The sequence below is a fragment of the Novosphingobium sp. BL-A-41-Hi4B-X5A genome, assembly GCF_055521705.1.
This window is the reverse complement of record NZ_CM145500.1, coordinates 429,390-452,601: the sequence shown is the minus strand read 5'-3', so window position 1 is coordinate 452,601 and position 23,212 is coordinate 429,390. Positions and strand designations below refer to the sequence as shown.

General features: G+C 63.1%; 23 protein-coding genes and 2 tRNA genes. 18 read left to right on the top strand and 7 right to left on the bottom strand.

The features are described from left to right. The first annotated feature begins 135 nt into the window (after positions 1–135). Positions 136–738, top strand: a complete 603-nt coding sequence (locus tag ACZ1JY_RS01980) for a hypothetical protein (protein ID WP_465130198.1) — start codon at positions 136–138, stop codon at positions 736–738. Here ACZ1JY_RS01980 and serB read toward each other — a convergent pair. Then, on the bottom strand, positions 717–1,601 hold the full coding sequence (serB, locus tag ACZ1JY_RS01975) for a phosphoserine phosphatase SerB (protein ID WP_118074790.1): 885 nt from the start codon (positions 1,599–1,601) through the stop codon (positions 717–719). The genes ACZ1JY_RS01980 and serB overlap by 22 nt on opposite strands. Between serB and miaA the strand changes: the two genes are divergently transcribed. From miaA to ilvC, 5 genes are all read left to right on the top strand, one after another. Next, positions 1,594–2,556, top strand: coding sequence for a tRNA (adenosine(37)-N6)-dimethylallyltransferase MiaA (miaA, locus tag ACZ1JY_RS01970; RefSeq protein WP_465130197.1), 963 nt, complete (start codon positions 1,594–1,596; stop codon positions 2,554–2,556). The two genes, serB and miaA, sit on opposite strands and share 8 nt — an antisense overlap. Positions 2,557–2,615: 59 nt before the next feature. Then, positions 2,616–2,828 (top strand): hypothetical protein, encoded by a 213-nt coding sequence (locus ACZ1JY_RS01965; protein WP_465130196.1) that lies wholly within the window; start codon positions 2,616–2,618, stop codon positions 2,826–2,828. Between the two features lie 68 nt (positions 2,829–2,896). Next, positions 2,897–4,645 carry a biosynthetic-type acetolactate synthase large subunit gene (gene ilvB, locus ACZ1JY_RS01960; protein WP_465130195.1) on the top strand — a complete coding sequence of 583 codons (1,749 nt, stop codon included), beginning with the start codon at positions 2,897–2,899 and terminating at the stop codon, positions 4,643–4,645. 17 nt (positions 4,646–4,662) lie between these two features. Beyond that, the gene (ilvN, locus tag ACZ1JY_RS01955) at positions 4,663–5,178 is read left to right on the top strand and encodes an acetolactate synthase small subunit (RefSeq protein WP_118074792.1); all 516 of its coding nucleotides are present in this window, start codon (positions 4,663–4,665) and stop codon (positions 5,176–5,178) included. A 47-nt stretch (positions 5,179–5,225) separates the two neighbouring features. After that, positions 5,226–6,245 (top strand): ketol-acid reductoisomerase, encoded by a 1,020-nt coding sequence (ilvC, locus tag ACZ1JY_RS01950; protein ID WP_118074039.1) that lies wholly within the window; start codon positions 5,226–5,228, stop codon positions 6,243–6,245. 152 nt (positions 6,246–6,397) lie between these two features. Here ilvC and ACZ1JY_RS01945 read toward each other — a convergent pair whose 3' ends face one another. Beyond that, positions 6,398–6,607, bottom strand: coding sequence for a hypothetical protein (locus tag ACZ1JY_RS01945; protein ID WP_465130949.1), 210 nt, complete (start codon positions 6,605–6,607; stop codon positions 6,398–6,400). Between ACZ1JY_RS01945 and ACZ1JY_RS01940 the strand changes: the two genes are divergently transcribed. Together ACZ1JY_RS01940 and ACZ1JY_RS01935 are read left to right on the top strand one after the other, a co-directional pair. Next, positions 6,515–6,721, top strand: coding sequence for an I78 family peptidase inhibitor (locus tag ACZ1JY_RS01940; RefSeq protein WP_465130936.1), 207 nt, complete (start codon positions 6,515–6,517; stop codon positions 6,719–6,721). The two genes, ACZ1JY_RS01945 and ACZ1JY_RS01940, sit on opposite strands and share 93 nt — an antisense overlap. Positions 6,722–6,819: 98 nt before the next feature. Further along, positions 6,820–7,479 (top strand): YceI family protein, encoded by a 660-nt coding sequence (locus ACZ1JY_RS01935; RefSeq protein WP_118074793.1) that lies wholly within the window; start codon positions 6,820–6,822, stop codon positions 7,477–7,479. A gap of 4 nt (positions 7,480–7,483) precedes the next feature. Here the strand turns inward: ACZ1JY_RS01935 and ACZ1JY_RS01930 are convergent, their stop codons facing one another. Continuing rightward, on the bottom strand, positions 7,484–8,617 hold the full coding sequence (locus ACZ1JY_RS01930; protein WP_465130194.1) for an epoxide hydrolase family protein: 1,134 nt from the start codon (positions 8,615–8,617) through the stop codon (positions 7,484–7,486). Positions 8,618–8,825: 208 nt separating this feature from the next. Between ACZ1JY_RS01930 and leuA the strand changes: the two genes are divergently transcribed. The 3 genes from leuA (at position 8,826) to ACZ1JY_RS01915 (ending at position 12,718) form a co-directional block, all read left to right on the top strand. Beyond that, positions 8,826–10,496, top strand: a complete 1,671-nt coding sequence (gene leuA / locus ACZ1JY_RS01925; protein WP_465130193.1) for a 2-isopropylmalate synthase — start codon at positions 8,826–8,828, stop codon at positions 10,494–10,496. A gap of 126 nt (positions 10,497–10,622) precedes the next feature. Continuing rightward, positions 10,623–11,669 carry an amidohydrolase family protein gene (locus ACZ1JY_RS01920; protein WP_118074043.1) on the top strand — a complete coding sequence of 349 codons (1,047 nt, stop codon included), beginning with the start codon at positions 10,623–10,625 and terminating at the stop codon, positions 11,667–11,669. 68 nt (positions 11,670–11,737) lie between these two features. Further along, positions 11,738–12,718: an NAD(P)H-dependent flavin oxidoreductase gene (locus ACZ1JY_RS01915; protein ID WP_118074044.1), complete on the top strand. Its 981-nt coding sequence runs from the start codon at positions 11,738–11,740 to the stop codon at positions 12,716–12,718. Positions 12,719–12,725: 7 nt separating this feature from the next. Here ACZ1JY_RS01915 and ACZ1JY_RS01910 read toward each other — a convergent pair whose 3' ends face one another. The 4 genes from ACZ1JY_RS01910 to ACZ1JY_RS01895 form a co-directional block, all read right to left on the bottom strand. Then, a complete protein-coding gene (locus tag ACZ1JY_RS01910) occupies positions 12,726–13,205 on the bottom strand; it encodes an AHH domain-containing protein (protein WP_465130192.1) in 480 nt (159 codons plus the stop codon). Positions 13,206–13,258: 53 nt separating this feature from the next. Next, positions 13,259–13,999 (bottom strand): hypothetical protein, encoded by a 741-nt coding sequence (locus ACZ1JY_RS01905; RefSeq protein ID WP_465130191.1) that lies wholly within the window; start codon positions 13,997–13,999, stop codon positions 13,259–13,261. Positions 14,000–14,102: 103 nt separating this feature from the next. Next, positions 14,103–14,591, bottom strand: coding sequence for a flavodoxin family protein (locus ACZ1JY_RS01900; RefSeq protein ID WP_465130190.1), 489 nt, complete (start codon positions 14,589–14,591; stop codon positions 14,103–14,105). Positions 14,592–14,594: 3 nt separating this feature from the next. Then, positions 14,595–15,836 (bottom strand): hypothetical protein, encoded by a 1,242-nt coding sequence (locus ACZ1JY_RS01895; protein ID WP_465130189.1) that lies wholly within the window; start codon positions 15,834–15,836, stop codon positions 14,595–14,597. A 147-nt stretch (positions 15,837–15,983) separates the two neighbouring features. Here ACZ1JY_RS01895 and recJ point away from each other — a divergent pair, with 147 nt between their 5' ends. The 7 genes from recJ (at position 15,984) to pstA (ending at position 23,211) form a co-directional block, all read left to right on the top strand. Then, complete coding sequence (gene recJ / locus ACZ1JY_RS01890) at positions 15,984–17,765, top strand: single-stranded-DNA-specific exonuclease RecJ (RefSeq protein WP_465130188.1); 1,782 nt, start codon at positions 15,984–15,986, stop codon at positions 17,763–17,765. Positions 17,766–17,845: 80 nt separating this feature from the next. Further along, a tRNA-Glu gene (locus ACZ1JY_RS01885) sits at positions 17,846–17,920 on the top strand. A gap of 60 nt (positions 17,921–17,980) precedes the next feature. Then, positions 17,981–18,055, top strand: a tRNA-Glu gene (locus ACZ1JY_RS01880). Between the two features lie 172 nt (positions 18,056–18,227). Beyond that, positions 18,228–19,412, top strand: a complete 1,185-nt coding sequence (locus ACZ1JY_RS01875) for a sensor histidine kinase (RefSeq protein ID WP_118074050.1) — start codon at positions 18,228–18,230, stop codon at positions 19,410–19,412. An 89-nt stretch (positions 19,413–19,501) separates the two neighbouring features. Continuing rightward, complete coding sequence (locus tag ACZ1JY_RS01870; RefSeq protein WP_465130187.1) at positions 19,502–20,542, top strand: substrate-binding domain-containing protein; 1,041 nt, start codon at positions 19,502–19,504, stop codon at positions 20,540–20,542. A 22-nt stretch (positions 20,543–20,564) separates the two neighbouring features. Continuing rightward, positions 20,565–21,947 carry a phosphate ABC transporter permease subunit PstC gene (pstC, locus tag ACZ1JY_RS01865; protein WP_168903202.1) on the top strand — a complete coding sequence of 461 codons (1,383 nt, stop codon included), beginning with the start codon at positions 20,565–20,567 and terminating at the stop codon, positions 21,945–21,947. A 7-nt stretch (positions 21,948–21,954) separates the two neighbouring features. Beyond that, a complete protein-coding gene (gene pstA / locus ACZ1JY_RS01860) occupies positions 21,955–23,211 on the top strand; it encodes a phosphate ABC transporter permease PstA (protein ID WP_465130186.1) in 1,257 nt (418 codons plus the stop codon). Position 23,212 lies beyond the last annotated feature (1 nt).

Sequence of the window (23,212 nt, the reverse complement as noted above, 5' to 3'; positions counted from 1 at the left end):
GATTCTCCCGGTCTTCGTGTCCGGCAAATACTAACAGCACTGTAAATAGATCGTCAATCGCCCTGCCCGGAGCACTGCTTGCCAGCGGCGACGGTGCAGTGCAGACTTGCAAAAACACAGGGGGAGAACGGAAACATGGCACGCAGGTGGCCGATGGCGCTGGGGCTGGCGCTTTCCTTGCTGGCACTGGCTGCGGGTCTGGCGGCCGGGACGACTCAACTGGAGAGTTGGCACCTGGCAGCACGATGGACCGCGCGCGTGGGCTTCCCGGTGTTTCTGCTGACTTACCTCGCCTCCTCGCTCTTTCGCCTGTCCCCTGCCCCATGGAGCCGGGCGCTGGCGCGTGATCGCAGGTGGTGGGGCCTCGGCTTTGCGGTAAGCCATTCCATCCACCTCGTGGCGCTGGTCGTGGCGGTCAGCCTCGATCCGGAACCACGCACGTTGGCATCGCTGGTGCCGGGCGGCCTCGCCTACCTGTTCATCCTTGCCATGGCGCTGACATCGAGCAACGCAGCGATGCGCGCGCTTGGCCGGAACTGGAAGCGGCTGCACACGGTGGGCATTCACGTGATCTGGCTGATCTTCACGCTGGCCTATGCCAAGCGTATTCCGGTGCCGGAGACACGCGCCGTCGGGCTGACGATGACGACCTTCGCTTCGGCAGCGCTGCTGCTGCGCGTGATGGCGTACAGACGACGCAGCATGCATTCGCCTGATCAGTCGAAGACCCAGTCCTGACGGGCAATGCCCAGCAGCGACAGGATCGAGGTCAGGTCACCCCGGTCGATCCAGCCGTCCGCCGCAGAACGGGCCTTGGGCTTGGCGCGATAGGCGATGCCGTAGCTTGCGGCTTCGATCATCGGAATGTCATTGGCGCCATCGCCGGTGGCAAGGCTGAACACCTCAGCGCCAAGCCGCTCGGTCTCTTCGAGCAGGACCTTCTTCTTCACCGAACTGTCGACGATCCCGCCAACCAGGCCGCCGGTCAGCATGCCTTCATGCAGGCCGAGGCGGTTGCCGACCACGCGATCGAACCCGAGCAGTTCAGCCACCGGATCGGCGAAGGAGTGGAAGCCGCCGGTGACCAGCACGGTATGGCAGCCGCGGGACTTGAGCGTGGAGACGAGCGTACGGGCGCCGGGCATCGGGCGGATGCGCTCATCAAGGCACTGGGCGATTGCGGCCTCAGGCAAGTCCTTCAGGAGGCCGACGCGTTCGCGCAGAGCGGATTCGAAATCGAGTTCCCCCTGCATCGCGCGTTCGGTGATCGCAGCGATGCGGTCCTTGAGCCCGGCGAAGTCAGCCAGTTCGTCGATGCACTCCTGCTCGATCATGGTCGAATCCATGTCGGACACGAAGAGGTTGGGCACTTCGATAAGGCCATTGGAGAGCAGCAGGTCGCTATCGGGGAAGCATTGGTCGAGGATCTTGCGGATGCCTGCAGGATTACCCTCGACCACTTCGAGTTCGAGCACGTCCTCACAGAAGTCGAGCATGCCGGCGCCTGCCACTTCCCAATCGCGCGCCTCGATCATTTCCATCGCAAGCGAGAGATTGTCACCAAGCGTCTCCGGGTCTGCTATCAGGCGCGCGATGATCAACGGGGAATCCTTTTCTGAAAGCGCGGGGCACTGCCCGCGCGTGGCGCTAATCGCAGGGCCGACGGCAAGCGGCAAGAGCGATCTCGCAGTGAAACTCGCCCTCCGGCTGCGAGAGCAAGGTAGGGAGGCGGTGATTATCAACGCCGACAGCGCGCAGGTCTATGCAGATCTGCGCGTGCTGAGTGCACGGCCGTCAGAGGAAGAGATGCAGGGCGTGCCGCATGTCCTGTTCGGCGCGTGGGATGGCGCGCAGGCCTGTTCGGCGGCGGACTGGGCGAATGCGGCCAAGGCCGAGATCGCTGCGGCACATGCGCGGAATGCGCTGCCGGTCCTGGTCGGCGGGACCGGCATGTACATCAATACGCTGCTCCACGGCATTGCGCCGGTGCCGGAAATCGACCCGATCGTTCGCGCGGAAGTGCGGGCCTTGCCTGTCGAGACGGCCTATGCTGCGTTGCGCGTAGAGGACCCGGCGCGCGCTGCCCTGCTTGGCCCCGCCGATGTGCAACGGGTGACCCGCGCGCTGGAGGTGGTGCGTTCGACAGGGCATTCGCTGGCGCATTGGCAGCAACAGCGTGTCGGCGGCATCGGCGAGACGGTAGACCTCGCGCCGATCATTCTCCTGCCCGAGCGGCAGTGGCTCTATCGCCGGTGCGATCTGCGTTTCGAACTGATGTGGCAAGGTGGCGCGCTGGACGAAGTAAAAGCCCTTCTCGCGCGGGGCTTATCCGAATCGGCTCCGGTCATGCGAGCCATCGGCGTGCCGGAGATCGCGGCATTCCTGCGTGCCGAAATGTCTCGGGACCAGGCCATTTCCGCGGGGCAGCAGGCGACGCGCAACTACGCCAAGCGGCAGTACACCTGGCTGAAGAACCAGAATCCCGGCTACTGGCCCCGCTTGGCGTACGAAAATTCCATTGACTTCGACTATGCAGCAAGTTTATTGCGCACTTAGCCGCTTGACACCACATTTTATGTCAAGTAGCAGGCCGTCAATTGCCTGATCCATGTTGCATGTCGATCAAGCACTCGAGAGGGAGAGACGGCCCGGCGCAGCCTAGCTGCAGCCGGGCCGAAATTTTTGAAGGCTTTGGCCGGCGCAGCCTAGCTGCAGCCGGGCCGAAATTTTTGAAGGTTCTGGCCGGCGCAGCCAAGCTACAGCCGGGCAGAAACTTTTTATGGTTTTTGGCCGGCGCAGCCAAGCTACAGCCGGGCAGAAATTTTTGATGGTTTTTTGTTTTTTCAGCGAAGCATCGGGTCTATCGGCCCGGCCACGCGAAGAAGGATGAAGTAACGTGACAAGCGAGCGCAGCGGCGCCGAGATCCTGGTCGAAAGCCTTGTCGCCAAGGGCGTCGAATTCGTGTTCGGCTATCCCGGCGGCGCGGTACTGCCGATCTACGATGCGCTGTTCGGCGACGAACGCATCCGCCACATCCTCGTCCGCCATGAAGCTGGCGCAGCGCACGCCGCCGAAGGCTACGCCCGCGCCACCGGCAAGCCCGGCGTCGTGCTCGTCACATCTGGTCCGGGCGCAACCAATGCCGTCACCGGCATTGCCGATGCCTTCATGGATTCGATCCCGATGGTCGTGATCACCGGGCAGGTCCCGACTGGCCTGATCGGCTCGGACGCATTCCAGGAAGCCGATACCGTCGGCATCACGCGCCACTGCACCAAGCACAACTATCTGGTGAAGGACCCCTCGCAGCTAGCAGCGACGATGGACGAGGCGTTCCGCATCGCCACCGAAGGGCGTCCTGGTCCGGTCGTGATCGACATTCCCAAGGACGTTCAGATCGCAACCGCGACGTGGAGCAGCGCGGCACCGCAGCAGCGCAATCGCTACGCTCCGCAGACCGAAGGCGGCGCCAGCGAGATCGCCGAGGCGATCGAAATGATCGCCAAGGCCAAGGCGCCTGTGTTCTACACCGGTGGCGGCGTGATCAATTCCGGACCGGAAGCTGCGCGCCTGCTGCGCGAGCTGCAAGCGCTGACCGGCGCGCCGGTCACCTCGACCCTGATGGGTCTGGGCGCGTTCCCGGCGGATCATCCGGCATGGCTCGGCATGCTTGGCATGCATGGCACCTACGAAGCCAACCTGACGATGAACCAGGCGGACCTGATCGTCTGTGTGGGCGCGCGCTTCGATGACCGCGTGACCGGCCGCCTCGATGCCTTCGCGCCGAATTCGAAGAAGATCCACATCGATATCGACCGCGCCTCGATCAACAAGACCGTGGCGGTCGACCTGCCGGTGATAGGCGATTGCGGCAAGGTTCTCGGGCAGCTGATCGAAGCGTGGCTGGAACGCGGCTACAAGGCGCAGGACCTGACGGGCTGGTATGCGCGCATCGATGGCTGGCGTGGCAAGAAGAGCCTCGCCTACCCGCGCAAGTCCAAGGCGATCATGCCGCAGTACGCGGTCGAGCGCCTCTACGAGTTGACCAAGCATCGTGAGCCGATCATTTCGACCGAGGTCGGCCAGCACCAGATGTGGGCGGCGCAGTACTTCCACTTCATGAAGCCCAACAAGTGGCTGACCTCGGGCGGTCTCGGTACGATGGGCTACGGCCTCCCCGCCGCGATCGGCGCGCAGGCCGGCTTCCCCGACACGCTGGTCATCGACATCGCTGGCGATGCGTCGATCCAGATGAACATCCAGGAACTGGGCACGGCCACGCAATATCGCCTGCCGGTCAAGGTCTTCGTGCTCAACAACGAATGGATGGGCATGGTCCGCCAGTGGCAGGAGCTGACCTACGAGAGCCGCTACTCCAACTCCTATTCGGACAGCCTGCCCGATTTCGTGCGGCTGGCGGAAGCCTATGGCTGGAAGGGCATCCGCATCACCGACGAGAGCGAGCTGGACGCAGGCATCCAGGCGATGATGGACCATGACGGCCCGGTCTTCGTCGACTGCCTTGTTGCCAAGGAAGCCAATTGCTTCCCGATGATCCCGTCGGGGGCTGCGCATACCGACATGATTCTCTACGGGGACGAAGTCGCCGGCACGATGGACGACGAAGCCAAGGCGCTGGTCTGAGGGACACTGGAACAATGATGCACATCGCTCAGGAGGCGCAGGAGCGCCACGTCCTCACCATTACGGTCGATAACGAAGCCGGCATTCTCGCCAAGATTGCCGGCCTGTTCACCGCGCGCGGCTACAACATCGACAGCCTGACCGTGGCCGACATCACCGACGGACACGACGTCAGCCGCATCACCATCGTGACGCACGGTCCGCCGCCAGTAATCGACCAGATCCGCGCGCAGCTCGAGCGGCTGGTGCCGGTGCACAAGGTGACCGACCTTACCGAAGTGGGCCCGTTCGTGGAGCGCGAGCTGGCGCTGGTCAAGGTATCCGGCAAGGGCGAGAACCGCGTCGAGGCGCTGCGCCTGGCCGATGTGTTCCGCGCCAAGGTGGTCGACACCACGACCTCGAGCTTTGTCTTCGAATTGACCGGCGCTCCCGACAAGATCGACAGCTTCGTCGCGTTGATGAAGGAGCTTGGCTTGGTCGAGGTTGGTCGCACCGGCATCGTCGGCATGATCCGCGGCGCCACTGCCGCCTGAATTTCACCGCTTATCCTTTCACGAATTCATCAAAGATTGGGAACGACATGAAGGTCTATTACGACGCAGACTGCGATCTGAACCTCATCACGGACAAGAAGATCGCGATCCTCGGTTACGGTTCGCAGGGCCACGCCCATGCGCAGAACCTGCGCGATTCGGGCATCAAGGAAGTGGCCATCGCGCTGCGTCCGGGTTCGGCCAGCGCGAAGAAGGCCGAAGCCGCCGGCTTCAAGGTCCTTGCCAATGCCGACGCGGCAGCATGGGCCGACGTGCTCATGATCCTTGCTCCCGATGAACATCAGGCCGCGATCTACGCCGAGGACCTGCACGCCAACATGAAGCCGGGTGCTGCGCTCGCATTCGCCCATGGCCTCAACATCCACTTCGGCCTGATCGAAGCGCGCGCCGACATCGACGTGATCATGATCGCGCCGAAGGGCCCGGGCCACACCGTGCGCAGCGAATACCAGCGTGGCGGCGGCGTGCCCTGCCTGATTGCCGTTCACCAGAATGTGACGGGCAACGCCCATGATGTCGCCCTCGCATATGCCTCGGGCGTTGGCGGTGGCCGCAGCGGCATCATCGAAACCAACTTCCGCGAGGAATGCGAAACCGACCTGTTCGGCGAGCAGGCCGTTCTCTGCGGTGGTGCGACGCACCTCGTCCAGGCCGGTTTCGAAACGCTGGTCGAAGCTGGCTACGCCCCTGAGATGGCCTACTTCGAATGCCTTCACGAACTGAAGCTGATCGTCGACCTGATGTACGAAGGCGGCATCGCCAACATGCGTTATTCGATCTCGAACACGGCTGAATACGGTGACATCACGACCGGTCCGCGCATCATCACCGCCGAGACCAAGAAGGAAATGAAGCGCGTGCTGGAAGATATCCAGTCGGGTCGCTTCGTGAAGAACTTCGTGCTCGACAACCGCGCCGGCCAGCCTGAGCTGAAGGCCGCCCGCGGCCTCGCCAAGCGCCACCAGATCGAGGAAACCGGCGCCAAGCTGCGCGCGATGATGCCGTGGATCGGTGCCAACAAGCTGGTCGATCAGTCGAAGAACTGATCCCGGTCGGTTTGATTGCAAAAACGTGAAAGGGCGGCTGCGGCCGCCCTTTCCATTAACAGACCAATCCCGTCGACGAATGGAGTAGACGAAAAGATTGTGATCTATATCACTCCGTTTCGGAGACAATGATCACACTATCTCGCCCTTCGTCACGGCTGCTGCTTTACACGGCAGCCTTGTGCCTGACGCCAGCCGCCATGGTTGCCGGCGGCAAGGAAATGGCGTCCAGGCCAATGCAGCCAGTCAACCGCAATGATGGGGCGCAGCTGGACACGTGCGGTCAGCAAGCGGCACAGCGCCTGATAGGCCTGGTTGTCACGCCACAAGCTCGTACCGAATTGCAGAAGTCGATCAGGCATGACCGCATGCGCATCGTTCGCCCCGGCGCCGTGATCACGCAAGACGTGCGCCCGGACCGCCTCAACCTGATCGTGGACGATTCCGGACGACTCGTGGCAGCGCGCTGCGGATAGAGCGGCCGGGTTTACCCTACGATAGCCGGAGTTTTGCTTGCTTCGGTCGTAGCACTTTGGCAACCAAGGTGCTCCTCATCCTCCCCAAGGAGATCCCGATGCCGAAGCTCTCGCGTATGCCGCGTGCCCTCATGCTTGCCCTTCCTCTAGCTCTCGCCGCTGCGGCTGCGCCGATGGTTGCGCAGATGCCCGAAGTTCCCGGCAAGGCCGACAAGGCGCGTGTCGTGGCTGGCTCCTACACTGCCGATGCCGGCCACTCGCTGGTAGGGTGGCGCGTGAGCCATTTCGGCTTCAACGACTACTTCGGCCTGTTCGGCGACGTTTCGGGCACGCTTGACATCGACCCGGCCAATCCCGCCGCTGCGAAGGTTTCGGTCAAGATTCCGGTCAGCAAGGTCATGACTGCCAGCACCGGACTTACCGCCCACCTGCTCAAGCCGGCAGCTGACGGCAAGCCCGCCGACTTTTTCGGTGCAGCCCCTGCCGACGCCACGTTCGTTTCGACCAGTGTTGCACCTGGCGCCGATGGCATGAGCGCGAAGATCACCGGCGACCTGACCCTTAATGGCGTCACGAAGCCGGTAACCATTGACGCAACGTTTGCCGGTGCTGGAACCAACCCCTTCAGCAAGGCAGCCACGCTGGGCTTCCACGGCAAGGCAACGCTCAAGCGTTCGGACTTCAACGTCAAGTACGGCCTTCCGTTCGTCTCGGATGAAGTGAAGCTCGATATCACCGTTGCCTTCGAAAAGAAGTAAACTCTCAAGGCATCAGCGAAAACGCAGCCCGAAGCTCTTTCACGAAAGTTTCGGGCTGCTCCCAGGCAGCGAAGTGCCCGCCCTTCTCCTGCTCGCCCCAATAGACCAGATTCGAACATGTACGCTCGAACCACTTGCGCGGGGCGGGGATGATTTCCCTCGGAAACGCCGTAGCAGCGACCGGGATGTCGATCTGCGCGGGGGCAAAGCTGCCAAAGCTCTCCCAGTAGAGACGGGCTGATGATGCCCCGGCAGCCGGCAGCCAATAAAGCATGAGATTGTCGAGCATGTCGTCGCGGCTGAGGGCGTCCTCGGCACGCCCGGCATTGTCGGTCCAGGCCCACATCTTCTCGTAAATCCAGCCAGCGAGGCCGACAGGCGAATCCACCAGTCCGTAGCCGACCGTCTGTGGACGCGTGGATTGCTGCTTGGAGTAGCCTGAATCCCAGTCCTGGTAATGTTGCAAACGCTCGAGCGCCTTCACCTCGTCGGGCTGCGGCGCGGCCATATCCTCGGGCAGCGGTCTTGCAATCGGCATGTTGAGATGGATGCCGGCGCACCCTTCGACCTTCAGCACGCCGAGCGCAGTCGTCACGGCCGAGCCCCAGTCGCCACCTTGCGCCAGCCACCGGTCATAGCCCAGCCGCTTCATCAATTCACCCCAGCCTTGCGCGATCTTCTGGACGCTCCAGCCCTTGGTCACGGGTTTGCCAGAGAACCCGTAGCCGGGCAGGCAGGGTATCACGACATGAAAGGCATCCTGCACCGAACCGCCATGCTGCTCCGGCTCAGTCAGCGGGGCAATGCAGCGGCGAAACTCGAGGATCGAGCCGGGCCAGCCATGGGTCAGGAGCAGCGGCCGCGCGCCTGCGTTGGACGAGCGTACATGGATGAACCGGATCTTCAGGCCATCAATCTCGGTTTCAAACATGCCCCAGTAGTTCAGCATCTGCTGGCAGGCGTACCAATCGTAGCCATGCCGCCAGTAGGCAACGAAGTCCTGCAGGGCGGCAAGCGGCACACCTTGCGACCAGTCGTCGACGGTTTCCTTCTCGGGCCACCGCGTCATGTCGATGCGCCGATTCAGGTCTGCGATCGCGGATTGCGGTATCTCGACGGTGAACGGCGCAATATTCATGGCCTTCCTCTCCCTGTCTGCTTGCATTCATTCTGGACAAGTGGCCCACGATTCACCATAGGCTTGTGGCATGACCGCTCGACTGGACCTTACCCTGCGACTTATCCGCCCTTGGGCGTGAGCTGACGCGCGGGATCTCCCGGCGCGCACGGCGCCCAGGGGATCAGAAGCACAACCGCCAAAATCCAGAAAATTCGAGTGCACCTTCATGACCATGCTCAAGAACCCTTCGGCCAAGTACCGTCCGTTCCCGCAGATTGACCTGCCCAATCGCCAATGGCCCAGCCAGACGATCACCAAGGCGCCGCGCTGGCTATCTACCGACATGCGCGACGGCAACCAGTCGCTGATCGATCCGATGGATGCGGAAAAGAAGAGCCGCTTCTTCGATCTCCTGCTGAAGGTTGGCCTTAAGGAAATCGAGGTCGGCTTCCCCTCTGCCGGGGCCACCGAGTATGATTTCATCCGTGGCCTCGTCGATGCCGGCCGCATTCCAGATGACGTTTTCGTCCAGGTCCTGACTCAATCGCGCGAGGACCTGATCAAGACCTCGTTCGAAAGCCTGGCCGGAGCCAAGCAGGCAATCGTCCACGTCTACAACGCGGTATCGCCGCTGTGGCGCAACGTGGTTTTCGGCATGGACCGCGAGGACGTGCGCGAGATCGCCATCGCCGGAGCCAAGCACCTGCGCGATCAGGCCGCACGCTTCCCGCAGACCGACTGGCACTTCGAATACAGCCCGGAGACCTTCTCGACCGCCGAACTCGATTTCAGCATCGAGTGCTGCGAGGCGGTGATGGAGATTCTCCAGCCGACGACGGACAAGCCGATCATCCTCAATCTGCCGGCCACGGTCGAGGCGGCAACGCCCAACATCTATGCCGACCAGATCGAGTACTTCTGTCGCAACCTGCCGAACCGCGATCGAGCGGTGATCAGCCTGCACACCCACAACGATCGCGGCACTGGCGTCGCAGCGGCCGAACTTGGCCTGATGGCCGGGGCCGATCGCGTGGAGGGCTGCCTGTTCGGCAATGGCGAGCGTACCGGCAACTGCTGCCTCGTCACCGTTGGCCTCAACATGTACACGCAGGGGATAGACCCTGAGCTGGACTTCTCGGACATCGACGAAGTGATCCAGACGGTCGAATACTGCAACCAGCTGCCTGTCCATCCCCGCCACCCCTATGGCGGCGAACTGGTCTTCACCGCGTTTTCCGGCAGCCACCAGGATGCGATCAAGAAGGGTTTCGCCGCGCAGGAACAGCGCAATGACGAGCTCTGGGCGATCCCCTACCTGCCGATCGATCCGGCTGACCTCGGCCGCAGCTACGAAGCGGTGATCCGCGTCAATTCGCAATCCGGCAAGGGCGGCTTTGCCTGGGTGCTGGAACAGGACCAGGGCCTGAAGCTGCCCAAGAAGATGCAGGCGCATTTCTCCCGCCATGTCCAGGAACTGGCCGACGAACTCGGTCGCGAACTCCAGGCGGCAGATATCTGGGGCGTGTTCCGCAAGGCCTATCGCCTTGATGCACCACAGCACTTGCAACTGGTCGACTACGAGGAAGCGCGCGGCCCGGATGGCACGCGCATCTTCGCTGGCAAGATCGAAGTCGATGGCAAGGTCCAGTCGGTCTCGGGCCGCGGCAACGGCCTGATCTCTTCGGTCGTCGCCACGCTCAAGGATGGATTCGGCGTCGACATCGACATCACCGACTATTCGGAACACGCCATGGGCGCCGGCAGTAACGCCCGCGCGGCGGCCTATGTCGAATGCAAGACCACCGATGGCCGCACCATCTGGGGCGTTGGCATCGACGAGGACGTGGCGACCGCATCGGTTCGTGCAGTTCTGAGCGCAGCAAACGCTGCAGCATGATCGTTATACGGGCGGCCTCTGCAGCCGCCCGTTCAACCGATCGCTTAAATACCAGCTTGCTCGCAGCAATCCTTGCGCCATAGTTCCGTCCGTGCCCGCAAGAGGCGCGCAACGGGACAGGACAGCATGGCCGACGAAGCGATTCTCGAACCCGAACTGCCAATCATCGATCCGCATCACCATTTGTGGGACTTGCGCCCGCTGATCGCAGCGTTTCCGCAACCCCGCCATCCCTTCATCGAAACGCTGACGCATTCGGCCTATTACACGTTCGACCAACTGCTGGCCGATGCGCGTGGTGGGCACAACGTGGTGGCCACCGTCTACATGGAATGTGGTGCCTTCTACCGCGCCAGTGCCGAACCGGCGATGAAGCCGGTGGGCGAAGTCGAGTACGTCAACGGCGTCGCCGCACAGGGTGCGAGCGGTCTCTATGGAGACTTCCGTCCTTGTGCCGCCATCATCGGCCACGCCGACTTGCAATTGGGCGATGCCGCGCGCCCTGTCCTCGAAGCGCTCATGCAGGCAGGAAACGGGCGCTTTCGCGGCATCCGCCACCAAGGTGCCTGGGACGCGAATTCGGACGTGCTAGGTCCGCCGTTCCACGCGCCGCCGGAACTCTATCTCTCGGACAAGTTCCGTGAGGGCTTCCGCCATCTCGGCGAGCTTGGCCTCACTTTCGATGCCTGGCTGCTGGAGCCGCAACTGGGTGACGTGCTCAGCCTTGCCCGCGCCTTTCCGGACCAGCCGATCTGCCTCGATCACTGCGGCACACCGCTTGGCACGGCGAGCTATCACGGCAAACTGCACGAACGCTTCGATGGCTGGCGCAACATGATCCGGCAGATTGCCGAATGCCCGAATGTTTCGATCAAGCTTGGCGGCCTTGCCATGTCGTTCTGCGCATTGCCGGAACAGGGTCCCATGGCGGGGCTGTCTTCGGAGACGCTGGCCGGCATGTGGCGCCCTTACATCGAGACCTGCATCGAGGCATTCGGCCCGGAGCGTGCGATGTTCGAGAGCAATTACCCCGTCGACAAATGGGGTGCCAGCTATACCGTGCTGTGGAACGCCTTCAAGCGGCTGGCCCAAGGCGCGCCCGAGAGCGAGAAGCGCGCGCTATTTGCCGGCACTGCGGCCCGCTTCTACGGCATTGAGGACATGCTCCCCTAGACAGGCGGCTTGTCATCACCTAGCACTTTAACCGTTCGATTAAGCCTCCGTTGAAGGACACGAGCCGAATGCCCTTGCCTCCGCTGTTCGCTAACCTGCGCTTGCCTGTTATTGCATCGCCCCTGTTCATCATCTCCTGCCCGGAGCTGGTCATTGCCCAGTGCAAGGCAGGCATCGTTGGGTCGTTCCCGTCGCTCAATGCGCGCCCGATCAGCCAGCTCGACGAATGGCTGCATCAGATTACCGAGGAGCTGGCCGCCCACAACCGCGCTAACCCCGACCGCCCGGCTGCCCCGTTTGCCGTGAACCAGATCGTCCACAAGACCAACAACCGCCTCGACGAAGACATGGCGCTCTGTGCGAAGTGGCAGGTGCCGATGCTCATCACGTCGCTGGGCGCGCGAGAGGATGTCTACAACGCGGCCCATGGCTGGGGTGGCATTGTCCTGCACGATGTGATCAATGATCGCTTCGCCCGCAAGGCAATCGAAAAGGGCGCAGATGGCCTCATCCCGGTTGCCGCCGGCGCAGGCGGCCATGCAGGGGCGCAATCCCCGTTCGCGCTGATGCAGGAAATCCGCGAGTGGTTCGACGGCCTCGTCGCACTGTCGGGCGCGATTGCCCATGGACGTTCGGTGCTTGCCGCACAGGCGCTCGGCGCTGACTTTGCCTACATCGGCTCTGCCTGGATTGCGACCGAAGAAGCCAATGCCAATGCTGCCTACAAGCAGGCCATCGTGGACAGCCGCGCGGACGATATTGTCTACTCGAACCTCTTCACCGGCGTGCACGGCAACTATCTGCGCTCTTCGATCGTCAACGCAGGGCTCGATCCTGACAACCTTCCCGAAAGTGATCCGAGCAAGATGAATTTTGGATCGGGCGGCAATACTGACGCCAAGGCCTGGAAGGATATCTGGGGTTCCGGCCAAGGCATCGGCGCCGTCACTGCTGTAGAACCGGTCGCGAGCCGAGTGGACCGTCTCGAGCGCGAATATCGTGAGGCAGCGGCAAGACTGACGGAGAATTCTGCATCGTTCCTGCGCTGACGCAGGTTTAGTTCGCCCGCTGCACGGCCGCAGTATCTGTCCAGAACAGCTCGGCCATGTCATCGAGATGGCTGAAATCGAGCGACGGGTCGCGTGTGTTCAACGGCAAGCGCGACCAATTGCGTGGATCGAGAAAGCGTCGGCGCAAGGCACGCTGCAGCAAGTCAAAGCGCATCAGGGCCGTGAAATCGGCCGTCACCGACCCCTTGCGTCGCGCTTGGGACCAGTCCGCCTCGATCTGCCCGATTCGCTCGATAACCAGTTCGTTGTAGGCACGGTGAGGGCCGCGATGGAGGGGCAGACCGGCACGCAGCGCGGCATGCTCGGACCCCGGCAACAGTTGTCCGTTGCGGCGAAAGTCGTGAACCCCGAGCCGATCGTGGCCAAGCGTGTCGATCATTTTCCGGAAAGCCGGAAAGCTCAGGACCTGACGAGGAACGAGGTGATGACGCTGCTGGTCCGGGCAATATCCTGCCTGGCCAGGCACGTTGACGCTGCCGAACGGCAGACAGGCCCTTTCAGGTTGAGATTGGTTCCGTTTCAGTCGCACCGCGCAAGGATAGGACTCCCGAATTGCGCCTCAAGACTGACTGCCCCCGTTCCGGCAAGAATTGCCCGCGTCGGTTGCAGGACGGGGCCGTGCGCAACCAGCCAGTCAACCAGCCGAACGGCGGTGCGAGCCAGCAGCGAAGCATCTTCGGATTTGCCTGGCTGCAGTATAAACTCCTGCCCCATCAATAGATTAAGCCCTCTGGAAGCCATGGAGCCATCATCCAGTCGATGCATCGCGACAAATGCCGGAGCCGGGAAAGGTCCGCCCTCCAGCCACGGCAGCACGGCCTGCCCGAATAATCCCGGTTTTAGAACCAGATGGGCGGGAATCCACGAAATCCCTTCCGCTTGGCTCATTTCCGCAAGCTCGATCAGAAGCATCGCCGCGACTCGGATAACCGGCAAGAGGCCGCCGGCACCGGCGAGATGCGGCCCTGGAGCAAGCGTAAGCCAGCGCATCTCGCCGATATCTGGTTGGGACAGGCCGATCGTAGTGGCGATGGGTGATGCTGGTGCGGAAGGCCCGTCCTTCAGCCCGTGCAGATCGAATGTCAGTCCGCTGGCTAGCAGTTCAACCCAGCCTTCCGAAGCATCGGGCGCATGCGATACCGAATATCCGAAGCCGCGCTTGGACCCATTCAGGACATCAGCCAGAGCTGGCAGCGCTTCGGCCCGGTAGAGAAGTGCTGCAAGGGGTGCGCAAACTGCAGACCGGTCACTCGCGTCCACTTGCCCACCTTTCAGCCACGGCCCCAATTTGCACAGTCCTCAGGATGCGTCGAGTCACGCTGCATCCGGGAAAGCTTGGTTTTGGTCCATAAGCTCGAAAGCTTTAGAAAACTCCCAACGCCAGACCGGCCGCCATGGCCCGTCCCAGATTTCGACAATCCTGCAAAAGTGCCTCCGGCACGCGCTTGGTGCCAAGGATCTCTTCGGGAGTCTGCGCGCCTGTTTTGACGATCAGCGTTGCTGCCGCCCGCCTGAGCCTCCAACCGGTGACGATTCGGTCAAGCTGACGCTCCGCGCCGCTTCCATCCGTGCCGGCCGCAACCATCGCCGAATAGGCTCGACCTTCGATCCGGCCGAGCAGTGGGTAATAGCAGCGATCGAAGAACGCCTTCATCTCTCCGGTCATCGAACCAAGGTTTTCAGGGCAGCAAAACAGGTAGCCCGCCGCCTCGAGCAAGTCCTCAGGCACCGCAAACTCTGCTTCGATCAGTCGGCAGGCACCTTCGGCTTCGGCCCCACCGGCAGCAGCTTCGGCCATCGCCCGTGCTGTGCCGGTGCGACTGTGCCAGATGATGGCGAGGCCACCTGCCATCCCTCAGCAGCCATCCCCGCCAGACGTCGGCACGCCGATGGCGCCGCCGATTGCGCCTCCGAGCAATCCGCCCAGCCCTTTCTTCTTGGGCTTGCATTGCGGCTTGGGCGCTTCCTGCTGGCTCGCAGCGGACGCGCCACCAAAGCCTTCGACTCCAACGAGGAAGCCCGTGGTGGAACGATGGCGCATACGTGCGGTCCATTCCGGCACCCATTTGACTTTCGGGTCCGCCGGGCGGGGAGGATAGGCAAAGGATTCTTCCGGCCCATAGGCATGGAGCGTGCCGAACATGTAGTCGGGCGCCGCCGCTTTTACCTCTGCAGGAACGGTGCAGGTTGTGGTCTGCGGAGACATGACCGTCTTGTCAGCCACCATTTTCGCCACCATTTGCGGAGCCAGCCAGTCCGACAGTCCGCCGCCGAATTGACGCGCAGCGCTCGATGACCACCAGACGATGTCCATCATATCCTGCCCCTTGGGCGCCTGCTTTCCGCCGATGATCATGGCATAGTAACCCGTAGCGTCGGGAATTGCGCCCCAGCGCAGCACAGTGGCGCCGCTGCCCATTGCACTGTTCGACGCATTGAGCGGGCTCATGAAGTCCTTGGCCAGGCTGAACGACAGCTCCGGCGAATAGTTCGATACGATACGGTGCGCGCCCAATAGCGACGAATCCGGCTTGGCGGACTTGCCGTCATCGCTGGGCCACGTGCCGTAGGTCCGCGAAGACGAAGGCGAGACCCAGCGGTCGACGGGAACGGTGGTGGTCCAGAGGCCCGGCGGGACTTGCCCTGCGGCGAGCTTGCTGAAATCAATGACGACGGGCTGCCCCTTCGGCGCGTGTTCCCCGCACCCCCAGAAGATCAGCATTCGGCCCTTGGGCCGCTGGAAATCGGTCGTTCCCGGCTCGACAGGTTTGCTCACCGGTGTCTTGAGCAGGACCGATTTCCCGAGCTTTGCGCCTGCCGGCATGAAATGCTCGGCTTTCGGCTTGCCATCTGCCGCGGCACGCGATGTTCCGAGATCGAGCCAGAGCATGTGCTGCGCCTTTGGTGAGCCTCCCATGGCCATCGCCATGGCCGCGCCGACGCCGCCACCGCCACCCATACCGCCAAAACCGGACATCGTCTCGGCGCGCATCTCGTACCTGGCGACGGGGGCGGTTGCCTGTTGCGCCACCACTCCCGCAGCAACGCCCGCAAGCATCAGTCCGCTTGCCATCACAGAACCGGTTATCACACGCATTCCTGCATCCTCCTCAAGGACTTGCGACAGAGAACTGCCGCCACGGATTCGATGCGACCTTATGCGTCGGGGATTCGTACAGGCCGGTGCGGCACCGCACACTCCCTTCCCCTTTCCGCAGAGAGCGCCATGGTATAGCGCAAACGGATGATTCCAGTCACTGCGATTACACGATCCCTTTCGGGCCAGGCCTGGCGCTGGCGCGGCGGCAACATGGATTTCGGGCAGAGCGGCAGTGGCCGAGACGGCGACGAAGCCATTGTCACGCAATTGCTGCTTTCGCGTGGTGTCTCCCCCGACGATCTCGAACGTCATCGCCGCCCTACCCTGCGTGATTTCCTGCCCGACCCTTCGCTGTTTCGGGACATGGACGCAGCTGCGGGGCGCTTGGCCGACGCCATCCTGCGCAACGAGAAGATCACGATCTACGGGGACTACGACGTAGACGGCGCAACAAGCGCAGCACTGCTGATCCTGCTGCTGCGCGATCTTGGTGTTAGCGCCGGCCACTATATCCCGGACCGGCTGCTCGAAGGCTATGGCCCCTCAGGCGAAGCGCTCGTCCGTCTCGCCCAGCAGGGCAGCCAGCTGATCGTTACCGTCGATTGCGGCGCAATGGCGCATGAAGCCCTTGACGCGGCAGCGCAGGCTGGGGTCGACGTCATCGTTGTCGACCACCACAAATGCTCGCCTGAGCTGCCGCGGGCTGCTGCGCTGGTGAACCCGAATCGCCTCGACGAATGCGACGAGGCTGCTGCCCATGGCCATCTCGCTGCCGTAGGCGTGGCCTTTCTCCTGGCCGTGGCCCTGGTCCGCGAACTGCGCGGACGCGGATACTTCGACAGCCGCAAGGCGCCGGACCTCATGGGCCTGCTCGACCTTGTGGCACTCGGCACCGTGGCAGACGTGGCTCAACTCAAGGGCCTTAACCGCGCGCTGGTATCGCAAGGCCTCAAGATCATGGCTCGCCGGGAAAACATCGGTCTTTCCGCATTGATCGACGCCAGCCGCCTGTCGCGCGCGCCGACATGCAGCGACCTCGGCTTTGCCTTAGGCCCGCGAATCAACGCCGGCGGCCGCGTGGGTGAAGCCACGCTTGGCGTGCGCCTGCTGACCACCCAGGACCCCGATGAGGCTCGGGAGATTGCGGCGCAGCTGTCCCGCCTCAACGATGAACGGCGCGCGATCGAACAGGAAGTGCAGGAAGCGGCAGAGGCACAGATCGCGGCGCAGCATAACCGTGCCGTCATGGTTCTGGCCGGGCGCGGCTGGCATCCGGGCGTCATCGGCATCGTGGCGGGGCGAATAAAGGAAAAGACCGGCAAGCCTTCGCTGGTGATCGCTCTCGATGCTGACGAGGCAGGCATGGGCAAAGGCTCGGGCCGCTCCATCGCCGGGGTCGACCTGGGCGCTGCAGTGATAGCAGCGCGCGAGGCCGGGCTGCTCGTCGCAGGCGGCGGCCATGCCATGGCTTGCGGGCTGACGATCGATCCGGCGCGGCTCAATGCGCTGGCGGACTGGCTGGACGAGCGACTCGCGCGCGACGTGACGGGGGCGCGAGGCGCGCAATCGTTGCTGCTGGACCTGTCGCTGGCGCCCGGCGGCTTGCGTCCCTCGCTGGTCGAAACGCTCGACGCTGCTGGCCCCTTCGGAATAGGCTGGCCCGGCCCGCGTGTCGCCGTTGGTCCCGTAAGGCTCGTGAAATGCGATCTGGTCGGCACCGATCATGTGCGCATGGTGGCGGCAGGCGCGGATGGCCACTCGTTCAAGGCGATCGCATTTCGCGCCGCGCAGAGCGAAATGGGCCAGGCATTGCTGCACGGTTCGCGGGGCCGACAGTTCTGGCTGGCCGGGCGTGCAAAGATCGACGACTGGGGCAGCCGCCCCGCTGCAGAACTCCATGTGGAGGACGCCGCATTCGCCGACTGAAATTTTTCTGCAATTCGCCGCTTGACGCCCCGCCATCCTCCCCTTAGAGGCGCGGACCTGCCCAGCGGCGCAAGCCCAGTGGCCCCTTCGTCTAGCGGTCAGGACGCGGCCCTTTCACGGCTGAAACACGGGTTCGATTCCCGTAGGGGTCACCACTTGCTTCCCTCCTTCGGGAGGTGAAGCGGCGGCGCAACGCAAAGGCCTTCCAGCGGAATGGCCCCTTCGTCTAGCGGTCAGGACGCGGCCCTCTCACGGCTGAAACACGGGTTCGATTCCCGTAGGGGTCACCACCGTTTGTGGTTGAATTTTGAAGTTCCTCAGCAGGCACATCTCACAGACCAATTGTGACTTACCACGCCCCGCGCTTGCGCGCCCTGCCTGCTCTCGCCTATCCGCGCTGCAACGAAGCCGACACATGGATCGGCGATTCGCGGGCAACAACAATCCACACGGCATGATTCGATGAAGGGTTTGTCGCTGCCACTTCCCAGCATTTTCGTCGCCCTGTGCGCGAGCGTCGTCATGTTTCTGGGCGGGGCAGGCTTCTGGATGTCGCTCGCCGTGCTGGTCGTCTGGCTGGCAACACTGTGGCTGGCGCGCCCCGAGCCCGTGGTCCAAACGCTCGACCGCGACGATGGTAGCGTGTCACGCCAGGCCATGGTGGAACTGGTCGAGCCCTTCGGCCTTCCCGTCCTCATGCTTGATGGACAGCGCATTGCAGCCGCCAATGCCGCCGCGCGCGAGGAACTGGGCGCACACATCGTCGGGCAGGACGCGCGCGTCGCGCTACGCCACCCCGAGGCCATCGACCTGCTCAAGAAGCCACAAGGGCGAGCGCTGGTTCGGGGGCTGACCGGCGCACGTTCGATCTGGCAGGTCAGCCGCGTGCCGATCGACGAGCGGTTCTCGCTGATCGAGATGGTCAACCGCACTGCCGAAGCGGACATCAGCCGCTCGCACACCGATTTCGTCGCGAACGCCAGCCACGAGCTGCGCACGCCGCTCGCCTCGATCATCGGTTACATCGAAACACTGGCCGACCCGGACGCGAAGGTGGACGAAGCGACGGCCGCCAGATTCCACGCGACCGTGCTGCGCGAGGCTCGCCGACTGCAGAGCCTCGTCGAAGATTTGATGTCGCTCTCGCGAATCGAAGCCGAAAAGCACGAACTTCCGCGCGACCGCATCGATCTGGGCCAGATGGTCGGCAGCATCGCCAGCGAAACGGCCATGACCATCGGCGAAGGCCGTGTCGTGGTGCGTGCCGACGAAGGTGTGGTCCTTGGCGATCGTCAGCAACTCGATCAGCTTGTCCGCAACCTGATCGACAACGCCCTGAAATATGGCGACCCGGCGCAGCCGGTCAGTGTCGATCTTGCCGTCCATGGCAGCGAGGTCGAACTCGTCGTGACCGACAGCGGCGAAGGCATCCACCCCGATCATCTGCCCTACCTGACTCGCCGCTTCTATCGCACCGATCCCGGCCGCAGCCGGGCGGCAGGGGGCACCGGCCTCGGCCTCGCCATCGTCAAGCACATTGTCGAACGCCATCGCGGCAAGCTGGATATTGCTTCGACCTTGGGTGTCGGCACGACCGTCACGGTGCGCATCCCGCTTGCGCCAGCGGCGAATGTTTCTGCAGATTGACCGCGCGTTTCCAGCCTTGTCATAAACCTGTCACGGAACCGTCGCATTGGGCCCTTGCCAACACGGATGAAGGCTCAGGACAAATGTCGATGATTCGCACCATTTCGCTTTCCGCCGCCGCTCTCGGCGCAATTGCTCTTGCCGGTTGCGGCAGCCAGGAAGCGGCCACCCGCGACCAGGTTCGCGCGGTCGGCTCGTCCACCGTCTACCCCTTTGCGAAGGCCGTCGCCGAATCGCTCGCCAAGTCCGATCCGTCGCTGAAGTCGCCGATCATCGAATCGACCGGCACGGGCGCGGGCATGAAGCTGTTCTGCGCCGGCGTCGGCGCCCAGCACCCCGACATCGAGAACGCCTCGCGCCGCATGAAGAAGTCCGAGTTCGAGGACTGCCAAAAGAACGGCGTCAAGGACATCGTCGAGATCCAGGTTGGTCTCGACGGCGTGGCCTTCGCCGAGGCGCAGGGCGGCCCCGGCATCGCGCTGACCCCGGAAGACGTCTACAAGGCGCTCGCCAAGAACCCCTATGGCAAGCCCAACACCGCCAAGACGTGGAAGGACGTCAATCCGTCGCTCCCTAACGAGCCAATCCTCGTCTACGGCCCGCCGTCGACTTCCGGCACGCGCGACGCGCTCAAGGAACTGATCCTGACCAAGGGCTGCGACGAGAACGCCGAAATGAAGGCGCTCAAGGACAGCGACAAGGAAAAGCACGACAAGGTCTGCAGCGAAGTGCGTGACGATGGCGCCTATGTCGACGCGGGCGAGAACGACAACCTGATCGTCCAGAAGATCGAGGCGAACCCGAAGGCCATCGGCATCTTCGGCTATTCCTATCTCGAAGAGAACAAGGGCCGCATCAAGGGCCTGACGATGAAGGGGGTCGAGCCGACCTATGCCACGATCTCGGATTTCAGTTATCCGGGTGCGCGTCCGCTCTACATCTACGTCAAGAAGGCACACCTCAAGGCAATTCCTGGCCTGCAGGGCTTTGTCACCGAATGGTCAAAGCTTTGGGGCAAGGATGGCGCACTTGCCAAGCTCGGCATGGTGGTTGCACCTGACGATGTGCTTGCGGGGAGCGCGAAGGCTGTTAACGACCTTCCCGTTCTTGATGGTTCGCAGCTGAAGTAAGAATTGGAGTAAGTCGGGGGTCATGTCGCCATCCATCCTGCTTTTGCTCGCCTTCGGGCTGAGCCTGTTCGGTTGGCTGGCGGCACGCTCCCGCGCCTGGGCGTTCCGCAAGTCTGCGCCCGGCGTCCGCCTACATTCCTTGCCCAACTTTCACGGCTGGTACGTCGCCCTTTGGATCGGCGTCCCAGCCCTGCTCTTCGCCGTGCTGTGGAACGCGATCAGCCCGATGCTGATCACCAGCCAGGTCATGGCCGACCCTGCTGCATCACTGCTGCCGGGCTTCGGCTTCGAGCGCGAGACGATGCTGGCTGAAGCCCGCGCCGTTGCCGAAGGGCGGGCCTTCGGCGTCTTCAATGAAGAAGCGCAGGGCCTCATCGCCCCATACCGCGAAGCCATCACGTTTTATGATTCGATCGGCCTGGTCGTCACGATCCTCGTCGCGTTTGCTGGCGGAGCCTTTGCTTTCCTGCGCCTCAAGCCCGATTTCACCGCCCGCACCCGTGTCGAACGCGCGGTCATGGGCTTGCTGCTGATCGCCTCGCTGGTGGCGATCCTCACCACGATCGGCATTATCGTCAGCCTCGTGTTCGAGACCGTGCGCTTCTTCGGCATGGTCTCGCCGCTGGACTTCCTGTTCGGCACGCACTGGTCGCCAGACCCGATGAGTTCGGGCACGCCGGATGGAGCCGACTACGGCGCGATTCCGCTGTTCTGGGGCACGATCTACATCGGCGCGATCATCGCCATGATCGTCGCTATCCCGCTCGGCTTGATGAGCGCGATCTTCCTCACGCAATATGCCAGCAATGGCGTGCGCAAGGTGCTGAAGCCCCTGCTCGAGATCCTCGCGGGCGTGCCGACGGTGGTCTACGGCTATTTCGCGGCACTCACCGTTGCTCCGATGGTGCGCGACGCCGCGCAGGCCATCGGCATATCCAGCGCATCGACCGAAAGCGCGGTGGCGGCAGGCCTCGTCATGGGCGTGATGATCATCCCCTTCGTCTCCTCGATGGCGGATGACTCCATCGCCGCCGTGCCGCAGGCTATGCGCGACGGCAGCCTTGCAATGGGCGCGACCACTTCGGAAACGATCCGCAAGGTGCTGATCCCGGCCGCCCTGCCCGGCATCGTCGCAGGTGTGATGCTCGCGGTCAGCCGCGCCATTGGCGAGACGATGATCGTTGTCATGGCCGCAGGCGCCTCGGCCAACCTGACCGCCAACCCGTTCGAAAGCATGACCACGGTGACGTTCCAGATCGTCGCCATGCTGACCGGCGAAGGCAGCTTCGACCATCCCGCAACGCTTTCCGCGTTCGCGCTTGGCATGGTCCTGTTCCTTGTCACCCTGACGCTGAACTTCATCGCACTGCGCGTGGTGAAGCGCTACCGCGAAGCCTATGAGTGAGCCTGCAATGACCGAGACCACTTCTAACGTGCAGGCGCGCAGGCGGGCGCTGATGGACAAGGGGCTGGCGCGCCGCCGCGCCGCTGACAGGCGCTTCCGCTGGCTCGGGTTTGCCGCAGTCGCCTTTTCGGCGCTGATGCTGGCATTCCTGTTGATCAACATGAGCTCTGCCGGCATTGCCGGTTTCCAGCGCAGCGAGGTGCGCTTTGACGTTCCGCTAGCCGGCGCGATGCAGATCGATGCCAAGCGCCTAGCCCAGCCTGATCCCATGGGCGGCCTCGAACTTGCCGGACTCGAAAAGGTGGTCGAGGGCGCCGCGAAGGCGGCGCTCGGCCCCGAAGCCGATGACCTTGTCGGACAAGGAGCCTGGCGCGAAGTGGCCACTGCCATTGTCGAGGACCCCTCTTTGCTGGGTGGCACCTACAGCGCCTCGCTTCCAGCCAGCGATGACCTTGCCGCAGCACAGCGTGGCGAAGGCGAGCCGGCCATGCAGCAGCTTGCGAAGAGGCTCGTATCGGAAGGCAAACTGGTCCGCACGTTCGACAAGGGCTTCCTCAGCCGGTCGGATGCCACAAGCCCGCAATCGGTGGGCATCTGGGGCGCCCTCAAGGGCTCGATCCTGACGATGTTCATCACGCTGATCCTGGCCTTCCCGGTCGGCGTGCTTTCGGCGCTTTATCTTGAAGAATATGCGCCGAAGAACCGTTGGACGGAGTGGATCGAGATTTCGATCAACAACCTCGCTGCCGTGCCCTCGATCATATTCGGTCTGCTTGGCCTCGCCGTGTTCCTCGCGCTCTTCCCGCACTATCGCTCTGCCCCGCTGATCGGCGGTATGACGCTGGCGCTGATGACCATGCCGGTCATCGTCATCTCGGGTCGCAACGCGATCAAGGCCGTCCCGCCCTCTATCCATGATGCCGCGCTCGCGATCGGCGCGAGCAAGGTGCAGGTGGTGTTCAACCACGTCCTGCCGCTTGCCCTGCCCGGCATCCTCACCGGTACGATCATCGGGATGGCCCGTGCGCTGGGCGAGACCGCGCCGCTGCTGATGATTGGCATGCGCGCATTCGTGGCCAGTCCGCCCTCGGGCTTCACCGCGCCGTCTTCGGTGCTGCCGGTGCAGATCTTCCTGTGGTCCGACGAGATTGACCGTGGCTTCGTCGAGCGCACCAGCGCCGCGATCGTCGTCCTGCTTGTCTTCCTTCTCCTTATGAACGGCCTTGCGATCTACCTGCGCAACCGTTTCGAAAAGCGGTGGTAAA